The organism is Rhizobium mayense (genome assembly GCF_030272705.1).
Classification (GTDB): Bacteria; Pseudomonadota; Alphaproteobacteria; order Rhizobiales; family Rhizobiaceae; genus Rhizobium; species Rhizobium mayense.
This window is the reverse complement of sequence record NZ_JARFYM010000021.1, coordinates 39,909-64,165: the sequence shown is the minus strand read 5'-3', so window position 1 is coordinate 64,165 and position 24,257 is coordinate 39,909. Positions and strand designations below refer to the sequence as shown.

The following is a 24,257-nucleotide window of genomic DNA, read 5'->3' as shown; positions in this document are numbered from 1 at the left end:
CGTGATGCCATCGGAGCCCGCGCATAGCCGACCGATAAATCCAAGCCGCGAGCGTGCGGTCTGGACGCGCACCGTCATCCTCGGACTGATTACACTCGTCGTCCTCAGTCCGATCCTCGTCATTTTCGGCCTGGCGCTGAGGCCGCGCCTCTATTCCGATGCGGCCGGTCCGACACTGGATACCTTCGCCTATGTCATCGAACACACCGATATTCTTGTCTGGCTCAAGAACAGCCTGATCGTCTCGGTGAGTGCCTCATGCCTGTCGCTGCTGGTTGCGGCGCCTGCTGGCTATGTCCTGTCGCGCGCTCGTGGCAGCACGGTGTCGCTTTACTCCATGCTGATTTTCGTCATTCAGAGCTTTCCGATCGTCGTCTTCATCATCCCGCTCTTCATTCTCTTGTCGAAGATCGGTCTCGTCGATGCGCTGGCGGGCGTTTCCATCATCTATGTTGCCTCCAGCGTTTCGGTGGCGTGCTGGATGATGGCCGCCTATTTCGACACGATCCCGGCCGATCTCGAAGAGGCTGCCTGGATCGATGGCTGCAGCGTTTTCGGATCATTCCTGCGCATCGTTATCCCGAATTCGCTCCCCGGAATTCTCTCCACGGCAATCTACGGATTCCTGGTCGCCTGGAACGACTATCTCGTTGCCCTGGTCTTTCTGCGCACCGACAGTCGTTTCACGCTCGCGGTCGGTCTTCAGACCTTCTTCCAGCAGAACCAGACCGATTGGGGGCCCGTCATGGCTTGCGCCGTGATCATGCTGGCTCCGCCCGTCCTGATCTTTGCCTTCCTCAATCGATTTTTCAGCATTGGCGGCATCGGCGGCTCGCTGGCCGGCCGGTGACGCAGGACCAAGAGGCGTCAAATGCAGGATCCCAACATCTGTCCCTTCAGGCTCGAGACCTTTCGCGCCATCCTTGATCGCATCATTCCCGCCGACGACTTTCCATCGGCGACGGAAAACGGTGTCGATCGGTTCATCCTGGACCTTTGCAACGTCGGGCTTGTCGCTTACCAGGACGACATCAGTCGGGGTCTCGCGGCGCTGGACGAAAGAACCAACGACCGCTTCGAGCATCTCAGCGCGTCGCAACAGGATGAAATCCTGTCTGGGTTGGATCATGAGGTTTGGTTTCAGGCGCTCTGTGAGCTTGCCGCCGAAGGCTATTATGCCGACCCGGCAAACGGCGCCAATCCGGCCGCCATATCCTGGGAGATGATCGGCTATCAGCCCGGGCTTCCCGAAGGACCGAGCGGGCCTGAGGAAAATCCGCAGGACGCCGTTCGCGGGAGGTTATGGGCATGAAGACCGATTATGACGTTATCATCGTCGGGGCAGGGGCCGCGGGAAATATTGCTGCCTGTGTGCTCGCAGAGGCCGGCAAGCGCGTGCTGCTCGTCGAGCGGGGCAAGTATCGCAACTACGGTGAGGACGGTCATCGCGACCATCTCCGCAATCATCGACTGCAAACCTATGGCTTCAACACCGGCCCAGAAATCGAGGGAAACCCGCGCGTCTTTGTCGGACAGGACGGTGTGCGCCATGTCGTCAGGCCATATCAGGACAGCTATCACGTCAATGCAGCCGGCGTCGGTGGTGGCACATTCGTTTATGGCGGTCTCGCTTGGCGCTTCCACCCGAAAGACTTTCGCATGGCCTCGATCTACGGTCGTCCCGACGGATCTTCGCTAACGGATTGGCCATTTTCTTATGAGGAGCTGGAACCGTGGTACACCCGGGCCGAACAGGAGATCGGCGTTTCCGGCGACGGAGGCGGTGACCGCAATTCCGGGCCGCGCAGCAGCAACTATCCGATGCCTCCCGTGCCGGATAACCCCACCACCAGCCGTTTGCGGGCAGGCGCGCATGCGCTTGGCCTATCGACGTTCACGCCGCCGCTTCTCGTCAACACCATTGCGCGCGCCGGGCGAGGCGCCTGCATCCGTTGCGGCTCCTGCGTCGGCTTTCCCTGTCCGAGCAACGGCAAGAACGGGACGCAGAACACGGCACTGCCGCGGGCGCTGGCGACCGGACGCTGTGACCTGCTCACCGAAACCGTCGTCGACGCAGTTGCGACCGACGATCGCGGCAAGGTGATCGGGGTCGATATCCTGCAGACCGACGTCGATGGACAGACCAACCGCCGCCCGGTTCTATCAGATGTGGTCATTCTCTCGGCCGGAGCCATCGAAACCGCGCGGCTGATGCTGATGACGCGGACAGAGCGGGAGCCCAATGGCCTCGGAAACAACAGCGACCAGGTCGGCCGCCATCTGCAGGGTCACTATTATCCGACCATCTTCGGACTTTTCGACCAAGAGGTGCAGGACAGCAAGGGGCCGGGCGTGTCGATAGCGACGACCGACTATAATCACGGCAATGACGGCGTGATCGGGGGGGCTATGCTGGCCGACGATTTCGTCATGCTGCCGATCATCCTCTGGAAATCCGGCCTGCCTGACGACCTTCCGCGCTACGGACTGAAGGCCAAGCATTTCATGCGGGATAATTTCAGCCGCATCGCCCAGATCAAGGGCCCTGTCCACGAGATACCCAGCCCCGATTGCCGCGTCAGCCTTGCCGACGACGTGCGCGACAAATATGGCCGGCCGGTCGCGCAATTGTCGGGCACTACACATCCAGAAACGGTACGCACCGCCAACCATATACTGGAAAAGGCCGATGCCTGGATGCAGGCAGCGGGTGCTGTCCGCACCTGGAGCAGGAAGCAGACCTTACGCCTGTCGGCTGGTCAGCATCAGGCGGGAACCTGCCGAATGGGTGAAGACGAAAGAAATTCTGTCACAGATCCCTTCGGCAAGGTCTGGGGGCATGACAATCTCTTTGTGTGCGATGCCTCTTTGCACCCCACGAACGGCGGCTACAATCCGGTCCTGACGATCATGGCGATAGCTTTTCGAAACGCGCATCATATTGCCGAAACTCTCTAGTCTAGCTACGCCGGCGGTGCGAAGAGTTGCCGAACCTGCTTTCAAAGTCGGCGGCTAGGGCCCGCTCTCGTAATCTAATATTATTTAGAGCTTTGCAACTTACGTTTGATCGGCTGCAGCGCGAGCTTGGAGGCAATGATGATCGACGTGTTGTTCAAATTTCGCGGTCGGTTGACCAGACTAAACTATTTCCTGACTTTAATGGCTTTCGGCGCCACCGCGTCTGTTCATACAGCAAAGATGACGGCGCCGCCCGCCATGCCTGCACCGGCCGCGGTCATGAGAAGGTGTTCTCCCCGCTTGAACGGTTTCAGGCGATTTTCGACGGAAAGGGACAACGGAATGGTCGCGGCTGAAGAGTTGCCGAATTCCGCAATCGTGCTGACAAGCTTGCTTTCCTCCAGTTCGAGATTGTGGCGAACGGCGTCGCAAAGACGCAGGTTGGCCTGGTGCGGAACGAAACGATCAATGGCGGAGATCGTCAGAAGCGCCTCATCTATCGCCTGGCGCGAGGTGCGTGTCATCAGATCGACAGCGCGCGAGAAGACCTCGCGCCCATCAGGCATCGTCATCAGCACCTGATCCGCCGGCGTCTCTGGAGAAAACGGCTGGTTACTGCCACCGGACGGGATGGTAATCAGATCGTAGCCGCTTCCATCCGAAGCCAGGACGGCTGCCCTGAGGCCACTTTGCTCGCTTCGGCAAGGGGCAAGCACGACCGCGCCGGCGCCGTCGGCAAACAGAACGGCGCTGGCACGTTCTCTAGGGTTGATGCGGCGGCTCAGAATATTGGCCGCGACGACAAGCACCGCCCGTCCATGCGCGCGCACGAAACCGTCCGCCAGCGTCAGCGCATAGAGGAAGCCGGAGCAAGCGCCGGCAAGATCGATAGCTCCGGAATTTTGCAGTCCTAACTTGTGCGCCAGAAGCGGCGCCGAGGGCGGCAAGAGATGATCCGGCGTGGAGGTGGCAAGCAAGGTCATGGCGATCTCGCCCGGCGCAATCCCGGCATCCTCAAGAGCCATTTCTCCGGCCTTGGCTGCAAGACCGCTCAATGTATCCCCTCCGGTTGCCCAGTGACGGGATCGGATGCCGGTGCGCCTTTCGATCCAGCCAGCCTCGACACCGAGCCGGCTTTCGATTTCCAGGTTGTGGACGATGCGGGATGGAACGGCATGACCGAATCCCGCGAGGCGAGACGACAGGGGCATCAAGATGCAGTCTCCTCCAGAACGAGCGAGGCGACTTCGTCGATCGCGTCATAGGCGGCCGCGATATCCCCGGCGCTCGTGCAATAGGGCGGCATCAAGTAGATGACGTTTCCGAGTGGGCGCAGAAGCAGCCCGCGTTCGCGAAACAGCCGGCGCATGCGCGGTCCAGCTTCGGCGAGGTAGCCGCCGGAGGGGACCGCGAGATCGAGGGCGGCGATCGTCCCGCATTGCCTGACGTTTAGAAATCTGGTGTCTTCTTCGAAGCGCCGTAGATGCAGGGCGTGCTGTGCCGTTAGCTCGCCAATCCGGGCCTCGACCGGCTCATCGTGCCAGATCTGCAGGTTGGCAACAGCCGCTGCACAGGCGATTGCGTTGGCGGTGTAGGAACTCGAATGGAAAAAGGTCTTGCGCCGGTCGCGAGACAGATGGGCTTCATAAATCTCGCTTGTGCAAAGGGTTGCCGCCAGTGGCAGGGCACCCGCGGTCAGGCCCTTCGAGCTGCAGAGGATATCGGGCGCCACGCCTGCCTGTTCGCAAGCAAAGCGCGTCCCGGTGCGGCCCCAGCCGGTCATGACCTCATCGGCAATGAACAGGCAGCCGTGTCGGCCGGCGATTTCCTTCAAAGCGGAGAGGACGGTGCTTGCGTAAAATTTCATGCCGCCCGCGCCGAGCACCAGTGGTTCAATCAGGATGGCGGCGACCTTTCCTTTGCGACAAATGTGTTCGAACGCATCGAGCGTTTCTTGCTCCCGACCGGGTTCGGGAAAGGGAAGGCGGTCGACGCCGAAGAGCAGCGGCTCGAAGGGCGCGTTGAACACGCCGCGCTCCCCCGCCGACATCGTGCCGATCGTGTCGCCATGATAGCCGTGTTCCATCACGACGATGCGATCACGCGCGATGCCGCGATTGTGGAAAGTGCCGAGCGCCATCTTGATGGCCACCTCTACGGCCGTCGATCCGCTGTCCGAATAGAAGACGTGTTTCAATCCTGAGGATGCGAAGGCGAGCAGCCGTTCGGCGAGGACTTCTGCCGGTTCATGGGTAAATTCGGCGAAGATGATCTGGTCGTAAGCCTCCGTCGCTTCGCGGATTGCTGCCATGATGCCGGGATGACGATGGCCATGGGTGATCACCCACCATGACGAGATTGCATCGAGGAAGCGATTGCCGTCCTCATCGAACAGATATGCCCCTTCGGTCGCGACGATGCGCTTCATCGGCGCTTCGAGGGCATGTTGTGTGAAGGGGTGCCAGACGGGAGAGGGGGTCACGCGCGTGTCTCCATCAGGGATGCCGTGTCGAAGTTCTCGCGGAAGGCGCGACGCAAGATTTCACACGTCAGGTTTTCCAAAAGAGGCAGCCGTCCCAACACTGTCACTTGCCCGATGGCCTCGATGGTCGCTTGGGTGTCGGCATTTTCCGGCCCGATGAAAGCGACACCGCAAATGGGAATGTCGCGGCTGCGTAATGCTTCGATGGACAGCAGCGTGTGATTGATGGTGCCGAGCGAAGTTCGGGCACAGAGAATGACGGGAATACGCCACCGGGCGAACACATCGGCAAAGACCATGTTTTTCGTGAGAGGGACCATCAGGCCGCCAGCCCCCTCGATGACCAGCGGACCAGCGCAGGTCGGCGGCGCAAGCCGGGCCGGGTCGATTTCCACGCCATCGAGCCGCGCCGAAAGATGCGGCGAGACCGGGGCGGAAAGGCGATAGGCTTCCGGCAGGATATGCTCAGCCGGCAGCTTGCTCAGGCGAGCGACTATGTCGCTGTCCGTCTCATCTTCCAGTCCGGATTGCACCGGCTTCCAGTATCGTGCGTTGAGTGCGCCCGTCAGCGCCGCGGCAAACACGGTTTTGCCGATGCCGGTATCGGTGCCGGTTACCACGAAACGGACAGTCATTTCCTGTGTTCCTCCATGGCAGCGGCCAGACAATCCAGCATGTGCGCAATCTGCTCCGAATCGACGTTGAGCGTGATCGACAGCCGCAAGCGCGCGGTGCCCTCCGGCACGGTTGGTGGGCGGATCGCACGGATATCGAAACCTTGCGCCTGAAGAGTTTCGGCAATTCGTACCGCGCGCGCGTTGTCGCCGATGACAACCGGCTGGATCTGCGACCCGCTCGGCTCCATGCCGAATCGGCTTTTCAATCCGCCGCCGACAAAGGCGACCAGACCTTCCAGGGCCTCGCGGCGCTCAGGTTCGTCATCCACCATGCGCAGGGCCTCGCGCACGCCTGCCGCCATAAGAGGCGACGGCGCAGTGGAATAGATGAAGGCGCGGGCGCGGTTGACGAGATAATCGGCGAGTACGCCCGGTACTGCGAGCAACGCACCCGACACGCCGAGTGCCTTGCCGCAGGTATGCAGGGCAAGCACGTTTTCGCGCCCCTCCAATCCCGCTGCCAGCCCTCTGCCGCCCGTGCCGAAAACGCCGGTGGCATGGGCCTCGTCGATCACCAGAAAGCCCTCGTGGCCGTTCGCAATTTCGGCAAGCTGGGCGAGCGGCGCTTTGTCGCCGTCCATGGAATAAAGGCTCTCGACCGCAATCCAGGGGCGACCTCTGCCGCCGTTCCTGCGCCAGCTTCGGATCGCCTCATCAAAGGCGTTGGCGTCGTTGTGGGCGATGCCGACGGCCGCCGCCTTGCTGGCCGCAATGCCCTCATGCGCGCTAGCATGGATGAGCGCGTCGTGCACGATCAGATCTTCGCGCCGCGGCAAGGTCGAGAAAAGTGCTGAATTGGCAGCATAGCCGCTGCCGAAATAGAGCACTCGATCCACGCCGAAAAACTCAGCGGCTTCCGCCTCCAATGCCTCGTGTTCGGGATGATTGCCGCGCAGCAAGCGCGAGCCGCCGGCGCCCGCCGGAACGCCCCTCTCCATCGCCGCCATGATTGCCGCCTTGAGGCGTGGCGCGCCGGCAAGAGCGAGAAAATCGTTGGAGGTAAAGTCCACGCCACGCTGCGGCGCAAGGCTGCGCAGCCTCGCCTTGCGCCGCAAGCCCTCAAGTGTGGCGCTATAGTCCGAAAGCATGGTCGTCACACCGCCGGCTCCAGCCGCATGGGAGAAAGGCCGAGGCGGCGGAAGAGCGTTATATCATGATCCTCGCCGGGATTGTCTGCCGTCAGCAGCGTGTCACCGACGAAGATGGAGTTGGCGCCCGCGAAGAAACAGAGCGCCTGCATCTCGTCGCTCATCTCGGTGCGTCCAGCCGAAAGGCGCAGATATGAGGTCGGCATCAGGATGCGTGCCAGTGCGATCGTGCGGACGAAGTCGATCGGATCGACAGGTGTTGCGTCCGCCAGCTTCGAACCGGGAATGGGGATGAGCTGGTTGATCGGTACGCTTTCCGGTGGCACGGGCAGGCTGGCCAGGGTCAGCAGCATCGAGATCCGGTCCTCGACCGTCTCGCCCATGCCCAGGATTCCGCCGGCACACACCTTGATGCCGGCCATGCGCACAGTTTCCAGCGTATCGAGCCGATCCGCGAAGCTTCGTGTGGTGATGATTTCGGAATAGAAGCGCTCGGAGGTGTCGATGTTGTGGTTGTAGTAGTCGAGGCCAGCCTCCGCGAGGTCGCAGGCCTGAGTCTCGGTCAGCATGCCGAGCGTCATGCAGGTTTCCATCCCGAGCGCCTTCACCCCTTCGACCATGGCGACCAGCGTGTCCATATCGCGGTCCTTCGGGCTGCGCCAAGCCGCTCCCATGCAGTAGCGGGTCGCGCCTGCATCCTTGGCTTTGCGAGCCTCGGTGACAACTCGTTCGACTTCCATCAGCTTCGAGGCCTTCAGCCCGGTCGGATAATGAGCGGATTGGCTGCAGTACCCGCAATCCTCTGCACATCCGCCTGTTTTGATCGATAGAAGTCGGCTCATCTGCACGGCGTTGGGGTCAAAATGCGCGCGATGGATGTTTTGAGCCCGGAAGAGTAGGTCGTTGAATGGTAAATTATAGATAATTTTGGCTTCGCTCAAGGTGATGCTGTGTGCAAAAGCCGTCAAGCACTCTGAAATTTTGGTTATCTGTTCCACTTTGGTCGCCCTCAAGGTATGATTGTCGATAGACAGTAATTTTTATCGATAATTTTGCAAGAGCTGATTTCAGATGAACTGGGCCGGATTTCACAAACCGTCACGGAGAGGCGCCTGGAGAAATCACGCGCCTACAATGCCAACGTTCAACGCGGCGCAGATACCAATCGCACACGATACATGATCCACTCACGCTTGCCTCACCGACTTGTCGCAAGAACACGGCGTGGTGACAGGACGATATACCGATCGATTTGGGGTTATTCATAGCCGGCGAACGAACATTGTCTTCGATCTTGCCCACGCGGTCACGATCGCGGATCAACCCGTATAAGCTTTATCTCCTGCCTTGAATGTAAGCTTGCCAGCCGCCGAGTTCAGTGATCTCAAGCGCACCTTCAAGTGCATATGGTTCGCATAGGAAGCCCGAAATCTGGCTGCCGTCGTCGAGCACCACCTTTCCTATTCCCAAAGGCGCTGGAATGTTTTGCACGAAACGCCCGAAAGCGCCGGGCGGCAACTTCCATACCTCGACAGCGAGACCGCGACCATCGAGTCCGGGCGAACGGATGAGGCCCGGTTTGGGCGGAGAAGCGTTCGGGAGTACGAAGAGCCGGTAGTCGCCAGCCGTACGGCATGCTTTGACAAATTTGCCGCCTGCGCGCGTCAGCTCGTGGTTGAGCGGCATCCCGGTGAGGTGTGCGCCAACCACGACGATGGGAACAAGTCCATCGTCGTCGGCGGATATTCGCGAGGGTTCCGGTAAGCCAGCATGGCGATCCCTGCCCATTCCTCTCGCGAGCGCCCGGTGCAGGGCGTCCGCAAACGCGGCAAGCGCATCGTCGGAAAAGGCCGGGCCGAAAAGTGTTACGCCAGCCGGCAGGTGTCCTTCTGCGTCGAAGCCGGCGGGAATGGCAATTGCCGCATAGCCGAACAGGTTGGCGAAGTTGGTATAGCGGCCGAAATGGCCGTTCCTGGCGATGGGGTCTGCCAGCATCGCCTCAACCGTACAGGTGGTAGGCGAGGTCGGCAGCATAAGCACGTCGAGCTTCTCCCATTCGACGAGCGTCTTCTGGCGCAGCGCTTCCAGCTTGTACAGCCCTTCGAAGGCGTCAACGGCGCTATATTTCGCGGCGCCGGAAATGATGGTGCGAACGGTCGGGTCGAAATCCGCCGGGTTCGAGACGATGAAATCCTTCACGGCCGCCAAGCGTTCAGCAACCCAAGGGCCGTTATAGAGAAGTTCTGCTGCCTCTCGGAACGGACCGTAATCGAAGGCCACGATCTCGGCGCCAAGCGCCTTTGCCCGTTCGATAGCGGCATCGTAGAGCGCTTCATACGCCGCGTTGCCGTAGAACTCGCGCTCCGTGCCGGCCAGAACGCCGATGCGAAGGCCCGAAGCCGGCAGGCGGACCGGATACGCCTTCTTCGAGAATGGATCGGCCGCATCGTAACCGTCGATCACCTTGCGGACCGCAACGCCATCGCCCACCGTCCCGGCGAAAACCGTGACGACATCAATCGAGCGGCAGGCCGGCACGACGCCGACATTGGGCACCAGTCCAGGTGTCGGCTTGATGCCGACGAGATTGTTGAACGCCGCGGGGACGCGGCCCGAACCGGCTGTATCCGTTCCAAGGGCGAAACTTGCGAGACCGGATGCGACCGAAACTGCCGAACCAGACGAGGAGCCGCCCGAGACATAATCCTTGTCGAACACCGACCGCGGTGCGCCGTGGGGTGAACGCGTACCGTTGAGGCCGGTGGCAAATTGGTCGAGATTGGTCTTGCCGATGACGAGCGCGCCGGCTGCTTTCAGTCGGGCGACGACGGTCGCGTCCCTTTCCGGCCGGTAGGCGAAGGCGGGGCAGGCAGCCGTGGTCGGCAGACCGGCGACGTCGATATTGTCCTTGACCGCGAAAGGCACGCCCCAGAGCGGAAGACTGTTTGCCTCCGGCGCACGGGCAAGAAGATCAAGCGCAGCGGCCCTCAGATCGTCGGCTGGGGTTTTGGTAATGAAGATCGCCGGGTCGTCTGAGGCCGCGATGCGCGCAAGCACCTCATCCACCAGGTCGAGCGGCGAAAGCCCGCTGGCGTAGGCGGCCTTCAAAGAGGAAAGATCAAGAAAAGCGGGAAACATCAGGCGTCCTCCAGAATAACCAGCACATCGCCGGCCTTGATATTGCGACCCGGCCCTGCGCGCAGATCGCGGACGCGACCCGGCGCGTGGGTGGTAACGGTGATTTCCATCTTCATGGATTCAATAATGGCGAGCGTTTCTCCTGCTTCCACCCTCTGGCCGTTCTCGACGAGCACTTTCCAGACACTGCCGGGAACCGCGCTCTCGATGCCGAAGCAGCCCTCGGGAATGTCGCCGCCGAGCCCGGGGCCGCTCCCTTCATCGACCACGAAACTGTCGAGACCCTCGGCCTTCCACCGCTGACGCTCCGCTTCGAAGGCGGCCTGCTGGCTTGCCTTGAAAGCGCCGATGCTTGCGGCGTTGCGGGCAAGCTCCGCCTCATAGCCGGCATAGGAAAACTCCCCTTCGTCGATACGGATGGGATAGCCGCCGTGCGGAAAGGCGGCGCGTGCCTCGGTCAGTTCTGCATGGCTGACTGGAAAGAAGCGCACCTGATCGAAGAAATCGAGCAGCCATGGCTTGTCCTTGCCGAACACGGCGGTCTGCCGCCACGTGTTCCACATCTGGATAGTGCGACCGAAGAGCTGATAACCCCCGGGTCCCTCCATGCCGTAGATGCACATATAGGCGCCGCCGATGCCGACGGCGTTTTCCGGTGTCCACGTCCGGGCCGGGTTGTACTTGGTGGTGACGAGCCGGTGGCGCGGGTCGAGCGGCGTCGCTACGGGCGCCCCGAGATAGACGTCGCCAAGTCCCATGACGAGATAGGAGGCATCGAAGATTGTCTGCTTCACCGCCTCTTCGTCGGCAAGGCCGTTGATGCGGCGGATGAACTCGATGTTGTCAGGGCACCACGGCGCGTTGGGCCGGACCAGTTCCTGATATTTGCGCATGGCAAGTTCCGCGTCCGGGTCGTTCCACGACAGCGGCAGCCAAACGGTACGGCTCGGCACTTTGACCGAATGCACCGACGGCATGCCGTCCTCGATGTCGGAGAGCATACCGAGCAACCGCGAGCGTGCGAAGCTCGATCCGTCGTAGTGGATCTGCAGAGAACGGATGCCGGGAGTGAGGTCGATCAGGCCGGGAAGCTTTGCTTCCTTCACTGCCTCCATCAGGAGGTGGGCACGCAGTCGCAAGCCGACATCGAGCTGCATCGACCCATATTCCACCAGGAGATTGTTGTCGCCCTGACGGCGGTAGACGACGGAAACCTCACGATCTTTCCGCTTGCCGACGATCGGCGAGCCGGCATCCTCGCCGATACGTTTGACGGCCGGACCGGCGACCGGATCTTCGCTACGCGCCACGGCATGGAAGCGGATTCTGTCGCCCGGCTTGAACTGGCCCATCTTCCACTGCTCATCGGCGGCGATCACTGCGGGGCAGACGAAACCACCGAGCGAGGGGCCATCCGGGCCAAGGATGATCGGCATGTCGCCGGTGAAGTCGATGGCGCCGATCGCATAAGCGTTGTCATGGAGGTTTGAGGGGTGAAGCCCGGCCTCGCCGCCATCAGTACGTGCCCATTTCGGGGCTGGCCCGATCAGGCGCACTCCGGTGCGGGCCGAGTTGAAATGCACCTCGTATTCCGTCGCAAACAGCGTCTCGATGTCCTCTTCAAGGAAGAAGTCCGGTGCGCCGTGCGGGCCGTAGAGCACGCCGACCGACCATTGGCGGGAGAGCTCGGCGGGCTCGCTGGCCGGCTTCACGTCGGCCCGCGGCGCGCGGGCAAGCCGCAACACATGGCCGGCGCGCAATGTTCCACTGGCGTTGCCACCGAACTGGCCAAGGCCGAAGGTGGCGCGCGAACCGAGCACGACGGGCGCGTTGAAACCGCCAGAAACGGCGAGGTAGGCGCGCTGGCCCGGGCCTCTGATCGCTCCTACGGAAAGCGTCTGTCCGGCTTTTACAGCAATCACGGTGTCGTGGGGAACCGGTTCGTCATCGAGTTTCATCGGCATGTCCGCACCGGAAAGCGCCACGGTCAAATCCGAGAAGAACTTCAAAACGGGGCCGGATACCGTCAGCTCCAGCGCGGCCGTGTGGTCATGATTGCCCACCAGCCGGTTGGCGTGCCGGAAGGAACGTTCATCCATCGGACCGCTCGGCGGCACGCCGACATGCCAAAGACCGAGCCGGCCGGGCAGTTCCTGCAGGCTCGATTGCGCGCCGGGGGCGATCACTTCCACCACGTCAGGCACGAACACGAAATCCTTGAGCGCGGTCGTTACCACGTCACCGCTGCCGAAGAGATCGCATGCGGCGATTGCCTTCAGATAGTCGAGGTTGGTTTCAATGCCCGAGATCGAGGTTTCGGCGAGCGCGGCGCAGAGATTGGCGATCGCGTTCGCGCGGTCCGTGCCTGAAACAATGACCTTGGCAAGCATCGGATCGTAGAAGGGAGTGACCTCCGTGCCGGTTTCGATCCAGCTATCGACACGCGCCGTTTCCGGGAAGACGACTTCGGTGAGGAGACCGGCGCTCGGGCGGAAATCGGCATGGGGCATTTCCGCATAGACGCGCGCCTCGATCGCCGCGCCCTTCGGCATCAGATTTTCGTTGCCCGTCAGCACGTCTTCGCCGGCAGCCTGCCGGATCATCCATTCAACGAGATCGACGCCGAACACGGTCTCCGTCACCGGATGCTCCACCTGCAGCCGGGTGTTGACCTCTAGGAAGTAGAATTCCTCGCGGACGGCGTCATAAATGAACTCGACCGTGCCGGCGGATTCGTACCTCACCTGCTGACCAAGCGCGATCGCCGCCGCATGGAGCCGTTGGCGCGCTGCATCCGAAAGACCGGGAGCAGGCGTTTCCTCAATGACTTTCTGGTTTCGTCGCTGGAGCGAGCAGTCGCGTTCGCCGAGCGCGATCACCCGGCCCTGGCCGTCGCCGAAAATCTGCACCTCCACGTGACGGGCCTTGGCGACGAAACGTTCCAGATAGACGCGCGCATCGCCGAAGCTGGCCTTCGCGGTGCGCTGCACGGTCTCAAAAGCCGCCTTCAGCGCTGTAGTATCGGAGCAAAGCTGCATGCCGATGCCTCCGCCGCCGGCGGTCGACTTCAGCATGACCGGGTAGCCGACGGTTTCGGACGCTGCCAGCGCGTCCTCCACTGAGCCAAGCAGGTCGGAGCCTGGCAGCAGCGCCACGCCGCTCCTTTTCGCCAGCTCGCGAGCCGTGTGCTTGAGGCCGAAATCGGCGATGTTTTCAGGCTTTGGGCCAATGAAGGCAATGCCCTCGGCCTTCAGCCGTTCGGCAAAGCCGATGTTTTCCGACAGGAAGCCATAGCCTGGATGGACAGCTTCCGCGCCGGTCGCCTTGCAGGCGGCAACTACGGCTTCGATGTTCAGATAGCTTTCGCTCGCGGGTGCCGGGCCGAGCCGCACCGCTTCATCGGCAAAAAGCGTTGCTTTTGCGAACCGGTCGGCATCGGAATAGACGGCGACGGAAGCGATGCCCATTTTCCGCAAGGTCTTGACGATGCGGACGGCGATTTCGCCGCGATTGGCGATGAGAACCTTCTTGAACATGGCGCTCACGCCTCCTCGTTCCAGACGAGAACGCGGATCGGCGTCGGATCGAAACCGTTGCAGGGATTGTTGATCTGCGGGCAATTGGAGATGACCATCAGCACGTCCATCTCTGCCTTCAGTTCCACATAGTCGCCGGGCACGGAAATGCCGTCGACGATGGTCATGCCGCCATTGGGCGAGATCGGCACATTCATGAAGAAGTTGATGTTGGGTGCTATGTCGCGTTTGCCCATGCCGTAGCGGGCTATCTCGGCGACGAAATTGTCGCGGCAGGCGTGGAGATATTTCGTATCATGGCCGAAGCGCACCGTGTTGCTTTCGCATGAGCATGCGCCGGCCGATGTGTCGTGGCGGCCGCAGCTGTCGGCGGTCATCGTCAGCATGACGCGGCCTTCGCTCGACATGATCTTCGTGCCGGTGGAGATGTAGGCGGCGTTTTGCGCGCGCATCGTGTCCTGGTTGGAATAGCGCTCGGAATAATCATCGGCGCGGTAGAAGAGCGTGTCGATGGCCTGCTGGCCGTAGCTGTCCTCTATGCGTATCGTCTGGCCCTTGCGGATGACCGTGGAAAACGGCTTCTCAGCAGGAATGTAATGGTCCGGCGCGACGTTTTCGAGCGTGCGTGAGAGGGCGGTCTGGTTGAAGTCGGTCATGATCGTCTCTCCGGCTCAAAGGCTCGCAGCTAAGTTGTTTTCGAAGCCGCGCACGGCCTCGACGGTCGCGGTGCGGCAAAGGTCGTCAGCGGCAGCAGGCCTTGCCGCAAGCCGCGTGACGGTGACGGGGTTCGGCGCATAGAGCGGGTTCGGATCGAGCGGATGCGGGCAATTGGAGAAGCCGACAATCATGTCCATCTCGGCACGCAATTCGACGTAATCCGGACCGTTGAGAAGGCCCGCGTTCCAGAAAAATTTGCCCTCCGCATCAACGCGCACAGGGGCAAAGAAGGTCAGCGCGGCCGGAATATCCCGCCGATCAAGGCCGGCTTTCATTGCCAGTTTGACGAAGTTGTCGCGTGTGTCGCGCAGGTTCGATTCCTGGTAGCGAGCATTGCTTGATGCGTTGGAGCCGCCAACGAGGCAATCGTGGGCGCCCGACGTGTCCTCGGTGATGGAGAACATGATACGGCCCATGTCGGAAAAGATCACTCGTCCCTTCGACAGCTCCGTGGTCCACTGGACTTTAACGGTGTCGGGAAGATTGATCCGCTCCGACCGGTCGTCAGCGTTCCAGGCGATCATGGCGAGCGACGAATGCCCATGTGTGAGGCTGATTCTAATAAGCTCGGCGGCTCCCAATCTCGTTGCCCAATACCAGCCTCCAGGAATGATTTCGCGGTGCACGATGTTTTCATCGTCCACAGCCGGTTCGGCTAGGGCACTAAATCCCGGGAGTGCTTTAGGAGCAAACTCAAGCCCCTTTCTCTGATGCTCCTCATAGCGCGCCCGGTTGGCGGCGATTTCTTCTGCAGGACGTTTGACGTGCATGGGGTTGCTCCATGGCGGTTATGCGCGGGTCGTCCCGGCGATATCAGGCCCTCGACCGGGTCGTCCCGGCCGGGCAGTAAATCGGCACCCCGATTTGGAGAGAGCCGTTTCAAGACGTGGCGACGACCCCGGCGCGCCGGGGTGGCCAGATCGGGATGTCACTGGTGATCGTCGCACCGTAACGAAGCTTTTCCTCCGGTCGGTCGCGCCGCCGTTCGAACGCGATCACGCGGGTCGCAAGCGTGAATGCCTCGCGCATGTCATGGGTCACCATCACGACAGTCATCGGCGTCTCGTGCCACAGCCGTTTCATCAGTTGATGGATCTCGGTGCGGATGCCGGGGTCGAGCGCGCCGAACGGCTCGTCAAGCAAAAGGACTTTCGGGCGCATGAGGAGGGCCTGGGCCAGAGCGAGCCGCTGCTGCATACCGCCGGAGAGTTGGGCGGGATACTTTTGCTCGGCCCCCGACAGACCGACATCGACGATCATGGCGCGCGCCTCTTCCACCGCCGCTTTGCGGGCGGCGCCGAATAACTTGCCCGTAATCCTCGAACCGGTGAGTTCCTTGCCCACCAGCACGTTGCCGAGAGCGGTAAGATGCGGAAACACAGAATATTTCTGGAAGACCACGCCGCGATCCCGGCCGGGCTCCGAAGGCAATGGCTGCCCGTCAAGAAGGATCGTGCCGCGTGTCGGGCGTTCCTGCCCGAGCAGCATGCGAAGGAATGTGGACTTTCCGCATCCGGATGGTCCGACGAGAGCGATGAACGAACGGCTTTCGACCTCAATCGATACATTCTCCAGAACGATCTGGTCGCCGTATTCCTTCCACACGTTGTCGACGCTGATCGCACTCATGTGTTGCCCTCCGTTGCCGACCAGGGGAACACGGCAAGACGCAGGCGATCCAGCAGCCAGTCAGTCAGCACGGCAATGAGCGTTATCCACGCCACATAAGGGAAAATCACATCCATCGAGAGGTAGCGACGGACAAGAAAGATGCGATAGCCAAGTCCGGAGTCGGAGGAGATCGCTTCCGCTGCTATCAGAAACAGCCACGCCGGCCCCAGCTGCAAACGGACGCAAGTGATGAGTCTTGGAAGAATCTGCGGCAGCACGACACGCAGCGCGATCTGCCAGGAATTGCCACCAAGGGTTTCCGCCTTGATGATCTGTTCGCGTGGCAGCTCGATTGCCTTCAAGGCCAGGTCGCGGATCATAACCGGAGCGACGCCGATCACGATCAGCGCGATCTTGGAAACCTCCCCCAATCCGAGCGCAATGAAAAGGATAGGCAAGAGTGCCAGAGGCGGAACCATCGATACCGCGGCAATGAATGGAGAGAGCAGTGACCGGGCATAGGGCAGCATGCCAATCAGCATGCCTACGACTAGGGCCGTTGCGGTCGCGATCGCAAGTCCCGAGGAAAGCCTGGTTATACTCGCCAGCGTATCCGCCCAAAGCACAATCTCTCCGGTTCGCGTATCCGGAATGAACGCCATTCTGTTGATTGCATCTGCAAAGCCGCCAAGGCTCGGCAGAAGTTTGTCATTGACGTTCTCCGCCAATCGGGCTGCCGAACTGACGGCATAGGCGAGGACGACCAGTGCGAAGGGCAGTGTCATTAAAGCAAACTGCGCGCCCCGGCTCGGCCTCGTGTTGATCCAACGCATGGGAATGCTCCGCTAGTGAAGGAAAGGGGCAGCACGGGTTTGCCGCGCCGCCTGTCGCGATCAGAGGGAACCGTCGGCTGCGGTCTTCATGTAGATCTCGGTGAAGCGCAGCTTCACATTGCCGACGTCCCCCAGGACCTTGCCGTCGGGCATTTCAATGCCAATGACGTCAGCGGACTGCGCCCCATTACCGAGCAGGCCCTTTTCGAAGAGGAAGGCACGAACGCGATCCATGGTCTTCGGCAGGTTTGGTGAAGCGGTAAAGGCAACGGCATCGGCCGGCTTGTCGAAGAGCTTGGTCGCGGCGAGCTGGGCTTCGAAGCCGGCGGCATCGGTTCCGGACGCCGAACCCATCGCCTCGCGCGCTGACTTGCCTTCTGCGGTGTCGGCCCTCAGGAGCGCTGCTGTCTCATACCAGATGCCGGCAAGTGCCTTGCCGAAATCCGGATTGTCTTTCAGCACGCCTGTGTTGGCGGCCATCAGGTCGATGATCTCACCGGGGATCTGAGAACTGTCGAATACCTTCTTGGCGGAGGGATCCTCGAGGATTGTGGATACCAAGGGGTTCCAGGTGACGACCGAAGTCACGTCGGGCGTCTTGTATGCGGCCACCATATCGGCATCCGATGTGTTGACTACCTTCACGTCGCGTTCGCTGAGCTTGATGCTTTCGAGCGCACGAGCCAAAAGATAATGCGAGACGGAGAACTCGACGAGATTGACGTTCTGCCCCTTGATGTCTTTTAAGCTTGTCTTGTCCTTCAGGATGACGGCGTCATTGCCGTTCGAAAAGTCTCCGACGATGACGGCCGTCGTATCGACCCCGCCCGCAGCCGGGATCGACAGGCCATCCATATTGGTGAGCGTCACGGCATCGAAGGCGCCTGCCGTATACTGGTTCATCGACTCCACATAGTCATTGAACTGCGTGACATCGATCTTGATGCCATATTTGTCGGCCCATTTCTTGACGATGCCGTGGTCGGCGGCATAGCCCCAGGGCATCCAGCCGACATAGATGGACCAGGCGACCTTGAATTCTTTCTTCGGCGCGGCCTCGACTACGCCACCGCCGCATAGGGCCAACGATGCCGCAATGAAAGTGATGGATATAAAGCTCTTGAAAGTCTGCATTGGTATTCCCCTTTTGCTTATGTCCAAAAAGGGATCGGCATAGACCAACGCCGCCAATCCCTTGGCTAACGAGGTCTCCCGGGCTTTTATCCCGCCGTGCATCCATGCGGGATTTCTCCCCGCGCGGTGGCAGCTCTCGGACCAGACATGCGCAGCGCGCACCGGAACCCTAGCCACCAACTCTGCGAAACTTTGAAGCAAGCGGTATGCCAAGTCTGAAAACACAGGATTCCGGCTTGTAGAAAGGCGCGCGGGTGAAAAACTGCTCATCAATTGATCAGTCGCTCGTCGCGTGGCCAAAAAATAGCCTGTCCATCATTTGCGGGTGAAGAGACAGGCAGGGAGCCACTGGCGCCCAAACGCCATCAGCGACGGTTATCGCCCGGCGAATACCTGCCAGGTTGTGGCCAGACCGTTAAACCATGCGGCACCACACCAACCCGAACTTTTATTACGGCGTCGGAGGTGGAGAACATCGAGCGCGGCTGACCTCAACTCTGATGCGCCATTTCGTGGCTTAATCGATTTGGCGTCATGCTTTTGAGAATACAGGTCAATGTTATTGACCGTGTTTTCATATTGTTCGCTGGACCCGGCAAGTGTTGCCGGATTGAGCCCCTTTATCGAGATAATTGAAATACTTAACTACGTGTATCGCTGTGCCATGAGTTCAAGGAACCTCAATAATAAGGGCCTGACTGGTCTTTCGCCGGCCTTGTAAGTTCGAGCTTACGATTGAAGCCGGCGGCGAGGCGGTGCCGAGACCTCAAGCGTGGCAGCCGCCACGCTAGGGGGAATACGAGCCGCGCCCGCCCGCATCGATAATGAGGGCCGAGATCAACTTGGCTCAAATGCTGTCTCTCACCTCGACCACAACAATGCCGGAGTGGACGCCGCCGGCTGATCAGACTGGTCGCACTTCCTCCCTTCCATCGCGTGTTGTGAGGACTTTCAACGCACATTAACGTCCTAAGGAGCCCTGCATCGATGGAATCGCATAAGACTGGATCTCATCCGCCTTTACGTCGGCGAGACGGCCATCACGCGCGCGTGACATTCGAGGAACTGTTCTTCGATCTCGTTTATGTCTTCGCAGTTACCCAACTGAGCCATAAGCTGCTGCACGACCTTACACTCGCAGGCGTGATTGAGACTTTGATCCTGTGGTTCGCTGTTTGGCTCGGATGGCAATATACCTGCTGGGTAACAATTTGGTTCGATCCGGAGACGCCGCGCATACGCGGCATGCTGTTCGGCGCAATGCTTTTTGCGCTCGTCATGTCTTCATCTATCGGAGATGCCTTCGGTGATCACGGCCTCGTCTTCGCAGGCTCTTACGCTGCTATTCAAGTGGGAAGAACGGCATACATTGCATATGAGCTTGGAAGTTCGCATCCGTTGTCGGCCAATTACAGACGTATGCTGGGATGGCTTATGATATCGGCATGCTTTTGGCTTGCCGGAGCCTTTACCGAGCATTGGATACGGGCTTCTCTCTGGGTATTTGCCGTATTATGCGAATATATTTCGCCGATGTTCGGCTTTGCGCTTCCGATCCTCGGGCGTTCGCGGACGAGTGACTGGACAATTGAAGGCGGCCATCTGGCCGAGCGTTGCCAACTATTTGTAATTGTCGCACTTGGTGAGACACTGCTCGCAACTGGTGCGATGCTCGCGGAGACAGACACCTGGGATATAATAATAATGTCGGCCGTGCTGGCGACCTTTCTCGGCACGCTCGCGATGTGGTGGTTATATTTTGGGATATCTATCAAGGACGCAACGCGTACAATTACAAAATCGGACGATCCCGGGTGTATTGGAGCTTATCTTCATTATGTCCATGCGATCTTGATTGTAGGTATCATCGCAGCCGCTGTTGGCAACGACTTGGTGATGTCTCATCCCAACGATGGAGTGAAAGTTGCTTATGCCCTTGTACTATCCGCCGGGCCTGCAATTTATCTTATTGGAAGCTCCATATATAAAGGCGTTGTTTATAGAACCGTACCATATTCACACATCATTGGTGGAATTGTCTTCGTCGCACTTATACCTGTTCTCGCCCAAGTTCATTTGATCGCTGCGGGCTGGATAACAAGCGGCGTGCTGCTTGCGATTGGTTTCTGGGAGCGGCGAGTTCATGGCCATTTGCGATCCCAGCCACAATGAGCGGGAATATCGCCAAAAGACGAGCAAGTCTCATGCGCTGAGGTCATGGCGTTCGCTTGAAACGTTGCTTTGGCCGTTACGGTGATTGTCGCGTGCCTTTGATCGGCAGGGACCCACAGCCGATTGAACAAATTTCAATCGACTATGACTGTCGGGTTCCTCCGCTGATGAGACGGTCGGCAAGTCGCCGCCGGCACCACAATGTCTTTCATGCCTTCCCCATCCAGTCGTCGAGCTCCCTAAACTGGGCATGACACGGGATGTTTTCTGCGGGGGTGCCGAAGCAGAAGGGTGGCCCTGGTCAAGTCGGATTCGAGACAACTGGGCGGGCGCAGCTTGTTCGTGGTTTTCGGACATTGATGCCGGAAAACCCATAATTATCGATCAGGGAAGAAGTGATATCCCCAAAGACATCTAACGATGCAGTATTCCAGAGAGCGCAATAAGTATTGGCGACACAGCCTTTTGTAAAAGTCTTAAGGCGAGACGGTTGTCGGAAAACAAGAGGACCAAACGTGCAATCTCTCAACAGACCACTCGCGCGCGTCGGTTACCTCTCAATTGTAGCGGGTAGCATTGTGCTGATGGTGGGGCTAGTTCTTTCGCCGACGCGAAATCTCAGGGCTGAGGTCGCCCCGACAGATCAACTCGAGGCGGTTGCGGCCTGGAATCAGATCGTTACGGTACTCGACCACCCACGGTGTCTCAATTGTCATCAGGCGGTCACGCCGCTGCAGGGCGATAGCCGGCGTGTGCATATTCCGTTGGTCGTCCGCGGCCCAGACAATCACGGCGTAGGTGCTATGCGCTGTGGCAATTGCCACAATGCGATGGGTAATAACGAGACGTCAGGAACTCCGGGCGCGGGCACGCCAGGGTTGTGGCAACTGGCGCCCATCTCAATGCTGTGGCAGGGCCTCTCCAGCAAGCAGCTGTGTGAAATGCTAAAGGATAGGAGCGGCAATGGTAATCGCGACGGCGCCGCCCTGATAGAACACATGGATCATGAGCCGCTAGTGCAATGGGATGGCATCCCGGTGGTGACCGGCAGCCAGTAGCGATGCCGCATGACGAGTTTGTCGCCGCAATGAAGGTCTGGGTTAAGGGTGATATGGCCTGCCCGGAAATGTAAATCGTAAAGCCAGATCAATAAGGTAACCCAGCATGATATCCTTGAAAGTCAATGGTAAGCCTGTTGAGCTTGATGCCAGCCCCGAAATGCCGCTGCTGTGGGCTTTGCGGGATCTTCTCGATCTGACGGGCACTAAGTTCGGTTGTGGTCGCGCAATGTGCGGTGCCTGCACCGTGCATATCGATGGCGAAGCTGCACGATCTTGCTCAGTGATGGTTGGCGATGTGGGTGACGGGGAGATTGTCACGATCGAAGCTGTCGACGGCCCCGTTGCACAGGCAGTGATCGGGGCCTGGCAAAAACTTGATGTAGTACAGTGTGGTTATTGCCAATCCGGTCAGATCATGTCCGCGATCACCTTGCTTTCCGCGAACAAGGCACCGAGCGATGAAGACATCGACTTGGGCATGGAGGGCAATATCTGTCGTTGCGGCACATATGTGCGGATTAAGGCCGCAATTCATGAAGCCGCCCGAACGTTAAGATGAGGGCTGCTGCTATGAATATCTCGATTTCCACTCCTTCGCTCTCGCGCCGCGCGCTGTTGCGTGGCGCTGCAGCTGGTGCCGGGCTCTTCGTCATCGGGACCTTCCTGCCATTTACCAAGGCACGGGCACAAGAGGCCGGAGGGCCGCCCCAAGGAATCTTCGATCCAAACGTGTTTCTTGAAATAGCGCCTGACAATTCGGTCACAGTGCTCAGCAAACACTTCGAAATGGGTCAAGGTATCACGACCGGACTTGCTACATTGGTAGCTGAGGAACTTGACGCTGACTGGGCACAGATGCGCTTCGCTTTTGCCCCCGCCAACGCCGCACTCTACAACAATCTTCTCTTCGGCCCCGTCCAAGCGACAGGCGGCACTACGTCGACCATCGAGTCCTGGACTCAAATGCGTCAAGTCGGAGCTGCGGCGCGGTTGATGTTTCTCGCCGCCGCTGCTTCGAGGTGGCAGGTCAGACCCGAAGACATCACGATCGAGCGTGGCGTTCTACGCAGTGGCGACCGAAGCGCCACTTTTGGCGAACTCGCCTCCGTTGCGATGACCATACCTGTCCCAAAAGAGGTTAAGCTCAAAGAACCGAAGGACTGGAAGCTGATCGGCAAGCGTCTGCCGCGCCTCGATAGTCCCGAGAAAACAACGGGCAAGGCAATCTTTGCGCTCGACATTCGTCGGCCGGATACGCTTACCGTTGCCGTTCGGCATACCGATCAATTCGGGGCGACGGTCGCGTCCTTCGATGCGACGGACGCGTTGCGGGTTCCTGGCGTCGTCGAGGTGAAACAACTGCCGACCGGGATTGCGGTCTACGCCACGAACACCTGGGCCGCGATCGTTGGGCGGAAGGCGCTCAAGGTTACCTGGGACACAACTAAAGCCGAAAAGCGCTCCACGCATGAGATTTATGACGAGTATCGCAGCCAGATGGCTAAACCCGGCCTGAAGGCGGCTGAACGCGGCGACGTGGCCGGTGCTCTAAAAAGGGCTGCCAGGACGATCGAGGCTGAATTTACCTTCCCTTATCTCGCACACGCGCCGATGGAACCCCTGAACTGTACGATGGAGTTGAAATCAGACGGGGCAGAGATCTGGTCGGGTTGCCAGTTACAGACCATCGATCAGTTCGTTGCGGCACGTACACTGGGATTGAAGCCTGAGCAAGTAAAGATCAACACTCTGCTTGGCGGTGGCAGCTTTGGGAGACGCGGCAATCCTGTCTCTGACTGGACAAGGGAGCTTGCCTTGGCCGCTAAGGCCATTGAGGGTCGGTCACCGGTACATTTGGTGTGGACGCGCGAGGATGACATCAAAGGCGGCTTCTATCGCCCGATGGCTATGCACAAGGTGCGCGTCGGCCTCGCTCCAAATGGCGCAATCGCCGGCTGGGAACATAGGTTGGCCAGCAAACCGATTTTCGTCGGTACACCCTTTGAGGCCTCCAGCGTCAATAAAGACGGACTAGATGCGACGAGTGTCGAAGGGGTTGTGGACACACCCTACGCAATCCCTGATTTTTACGTCGTACAGCACAACATCGACTCGAATGTCCCTGTACTCTGGTGGCGTTCGATCGGCAATACGCATACCGCATTCGCCATGGAAACAATGATCGATGAACTGGCGGCTGCGGCGGGTGTCGATCCCGTGGCTTTTCGCCTTAACCTCCTCAAAGATGATGCGCGCAACGTCGCTGTGGTGCGGCTCGCTGCCGCCAAAGCAAACTGGGGTGAAACTCTCGTAAAGGGAAAGGGGCGCGGTATTGCGTTCCATAAGTCTTTTGGAACTCGTGTGGCCATGGTGGCAGATGTCGCGGTTGACGGTGAGAAGGTCTCGGTTGAGCGCATAGTGTCGGCCATCGATGTTGGTATCGCCATTAATCCCGATGTGCTTGTCGCCCAGGTCGAAGGTGCTATTGGCTTCGCACTGTCCATGGTGTTGCGTAATCGCATTACGTTGAAAGATGGCTTGGTCGAGCAAGGCAACTTCGACGACTACGAGCCCACGCGCATGCGCGAAATGCCGCGGGTTGAAGTGCATATTGTTGAATCAACGGAATCGCCGACTGGTATCGGTGAACCTGGGTTGCCGCCGGTTGCCCCTGCGATTGGCAACGCGGTCGCGGCTGCAATCGGCCGTCATCTGCACTCACTGCCACTTGACTTGTCAGGTGCGACGTGACGGTGAATTGCCACTCGATTTGCAAATCATCCCAGAAAAGACGTGCTCGACGCCAAAACGCTCAATGAGTGAAACTCCAAAAGGCCGCGATCTCAATCC

19 protein-coding genes and 1 riboswitch are annotated in these 24,257 nt (G+C 59.7%); of the genes, 7 read left to right on the top strand and 12 right to left on the bottom strand.

Going from position 1 to position 24,257, the window contains the following annotated elements:
• The first annotated feature begins 4 nt into the window (after positions 1-4).
• Genes PY649_RS22385 through PY649_RS22375 form a run of 3 tightly spaced genes read left to right on the top strand, consistent with a single transcriptional unit; the run spans position 5 to position 2,958 of the window.
• Positions 5-850 carry a carbohydrate ABC transporter permease gene (locus PY649_RS22385; RefSeq protein ID WP_285870902.1) on the top strand — a complete coding sequence of 282 codons (846 nt, stop codon included), beginning with the start codon at positions 5-7 and terminating at the stop codon, positions 848-850.
• Between the two features lie 21 nt (positions 851-871).
• A complete protein-coding gene (locus tag PY649_RS22380; RefSeq protein WP_285870901.1) occupies positions 872-1,312 on the top strand; it encodes a gluconate 2-dehydrogenase subunit 3 family protein in 441 nt (146 codons plus the stop codon).
• Positions 1,309-2,958, top strand: a complete 1,650-nt coding sequence (locus PY649_RS22375) for a GMC family oxidoreductase (RefSeq protein WP_285870899.1) — start codon at positions 1,309-1,311, stop codon at positions 2,956-2,958. Before PY649_RS22380 ends, PY649_RS22375 begins: the two co-directional genes overlap by 4 nt.
• 227 nt (positions 2,959-3,185) lie before the next feature.
• Here PY649_RS22375 and PY649_RS22370 read toward each other — a convergent pair whose 3' ends face one another.
• The 12 genes from PY649_RS22370 to PY649_RS22315 all read right to left on the bottom strand — a co-directional run bounded on the left by PY649_RS22370 (position 3,186) and on the right by PY649_RS22315 (position 18,174).
• Entirely contained in the window at positions 3,186-4,169 is a 984-nt protein-coding gene (locus PY649_RS22370; protein WP_432761389.1) for a beta-ketoacyl-ACP synthase III, read from the bottom strand.
• Complete coding sequence (locus tag PY649_RS22365; protein ID WP_285870897.1) at positions 4,169-5,440, bottom strand: adenosylmethionine--8-amino-7-oxononanoate transaminase; 1,272 nt, start codon at positions 5,438-5,440, stop codon at positions 4,169-4,171. The genes PY649_RS22370 and PY649_RS22365 overlap by 1 nt, the downstream gene beginning before the upstream one ends.
• On the bottom strand, positions 5,437-6,075 hold the full coding sequence (gene bioD / locus PY649_RS22360) for a dethiobiotin synthase (protein ID WP_285870895.1): 639 nt from the start codon (positions 6,073-6,075) through the stop codon (positions 5,437-5,439). Before bioD ends, PY649_RS22365 begins: the two co-directional genes overlap by 4 nt.
• A complete protein-coding gene (locus PY649_RS22355) occupies positions 6,072-7,205 on the bottom strand; it encodes an 8-amino-7-oxononanoate synthase (RefSeq protein ID WP_285870956.1) in 1,134 nt (377 codons plus the stop codon). The genes bioD and PY649_RS22355 overlap by 4 nt, the downstream gene beginning before the upstream one ends.
• Before the next feature lie 5 nt (positions 7,206-7,210).
• Positions 7,211-8,194 (bottom strand): biotin synthase BioB, encoded by a 984-nt coding sequence (gene bioB / locus PY649_RS22350; RefSeq protein WP_285870954.1) that lies wholly within the window; start codon positions 8,192-8,194, stop codon positions 7,211-7,213.
• Between the two features lie 346 nt (positions 8,195-8,540).
• A complete protein-coding gene (gene atzF / locus PY649_RS22345) occupies positions 8,541-10,343 on the bottom strand; it encodes an allophanate hydrolase (protein ID WP_285870893.1) in 1,803 nt (600 codons plus the stop codon).
• The gene (gene uca / locus PY649_RS22340) at positions 10,343-13,879 is read right to left on the bottom strand and encodes an urea carboxylase (protein WP_285870892.1); all 3,537 of its coding nucleotides are present in this window, start codon (positions 13,877-13,879) and stop codon (positions 10,343-10,345) included. The genes atzF and uca overlap by 1 nt, the downstream gene beginning before the upstream one ends.
• Before the next feature lie 5 nt (positions 13,880-13,884).
• Positions 13,885-14,535: an urea amidolyase associated protein UAAP2 gene (locus tag PY649_RS22335; RefSeq protein WP_285870891.1), complete on the bottom strand. Its 651-nt coding sequence runs from the start codon at positions 14,533-14,535 to the stop codon at positions 13,885-13,887.
• A gap of 15 nt (positions 14,536-14,550) precedes the next feature.
• Entirely contained in the window at positions 14,551-15,366 is an 816-nt protein-coding gene (locus PY649_RS22330) for an urea amidolyase associated protein UAAP1 (RefSeq protein WP_285870890.1), read from the bottom strand.
• A 109-nt stretch (positions 15,367-15,475) separates the two neighbouring features.
• Positions 15,476-16,225 carry an ABC transporter ATP-binding protein gene (locus PY649_RS22325; protein ID WP_285870889.1) on the bottom strand — a complete coding sequence of 250 codons (750 nt, stop codon included), beginning with the start codon at positions 16,223-16,225 and terminating at the stop codon, positions 15,476-15,478.
• A complete protein-coding gene (locus PY649_RS22320) occupies positions 16,222-17,040 on the bottom strand; it encodes an ABC transporter permease (protein ID WP_285870888.1) in 819 nt (272 codons plus the stop codon). The genes PY649_RS22325 and PY649_RS22320 overlap by 4 nt, the downstream gene beginning before the upstream one ends.
• Positions 17,041-17,100: 60 nt before the next feature.
• On the bottom strand, positions 17,101-18,174 hold the full coding sequence (locus tag PY649_RS22315) for a putative urea ABC transporter substrate-binding protein (RefSeq protein ID WP_285870887.1): 1,074 nt from the start codon (positions 18,172-18,174) through the stop codon (positions 17,101-17,103).
• A gap of 73 nt (positions 18,175-18,247) precedes the next feature.
• Positions 18,248-18,358: riboswitch (guanidine-I (ykkC/yxkD leader) on the bottom strand.
• Positions 18,359-19,161: 803 nt separating this feature from the next.
• Here PY649_RS22315 and PY649_RS22310 point away from each other — a divergent pair.
• The 4 genes from PY649_RS22310 to PY649_RS22295 all read left to right on the top strand — a co-directional run bounded on the left by PY649_RS22310 (position 19,162) and on the right by PY649_RS22295 (position 24,158).
• Entirely contained in the window at positions 19,162-20,346 is a 1,185-nt protein-coding gene (locus PY649_RS22310; protein WP_285870885.1) for a low temperature requirement protein A, read from the top strand.
• 515 nt (positions 20,347-20,861) lie between these two features.
• Complete coding sequence (locus PY649_RS22305; protein WP_285870884.1) at positions 20,862-21,404, top strand: hypothetical protein; 543 nt, start codon at positions 20,862-20,864, stop codon at positions 21,402-21,404.
• Between the two features lie 106 nt (positions 21,405-21,510).
• Entirely contained in the window at positions 21,511-21,966 is a 456-nt protein-coding gene (locus tag PY649_RS22300; RefSeq protein ID WP_285870883.1) for a (2Fe-2S)-binding protein, read from the top strand.
• 11 nt (positions 21,967-21,977) lie between these two features.
• Positions 21,978-24,158 (top strand): xanthine dehydrogenase family protein molybdopterin-binding subunit, encoded by a 2,181-nt coding sequence (locus tag PY649_RS22295; protein ID WP_285870882.1) that lies wholly within the window; start codon positions 21,978-21,980, stop codon positions 24,156-24,158.
• Positions 24,159-24,257 lie beyond the last annotated feature (99 nt).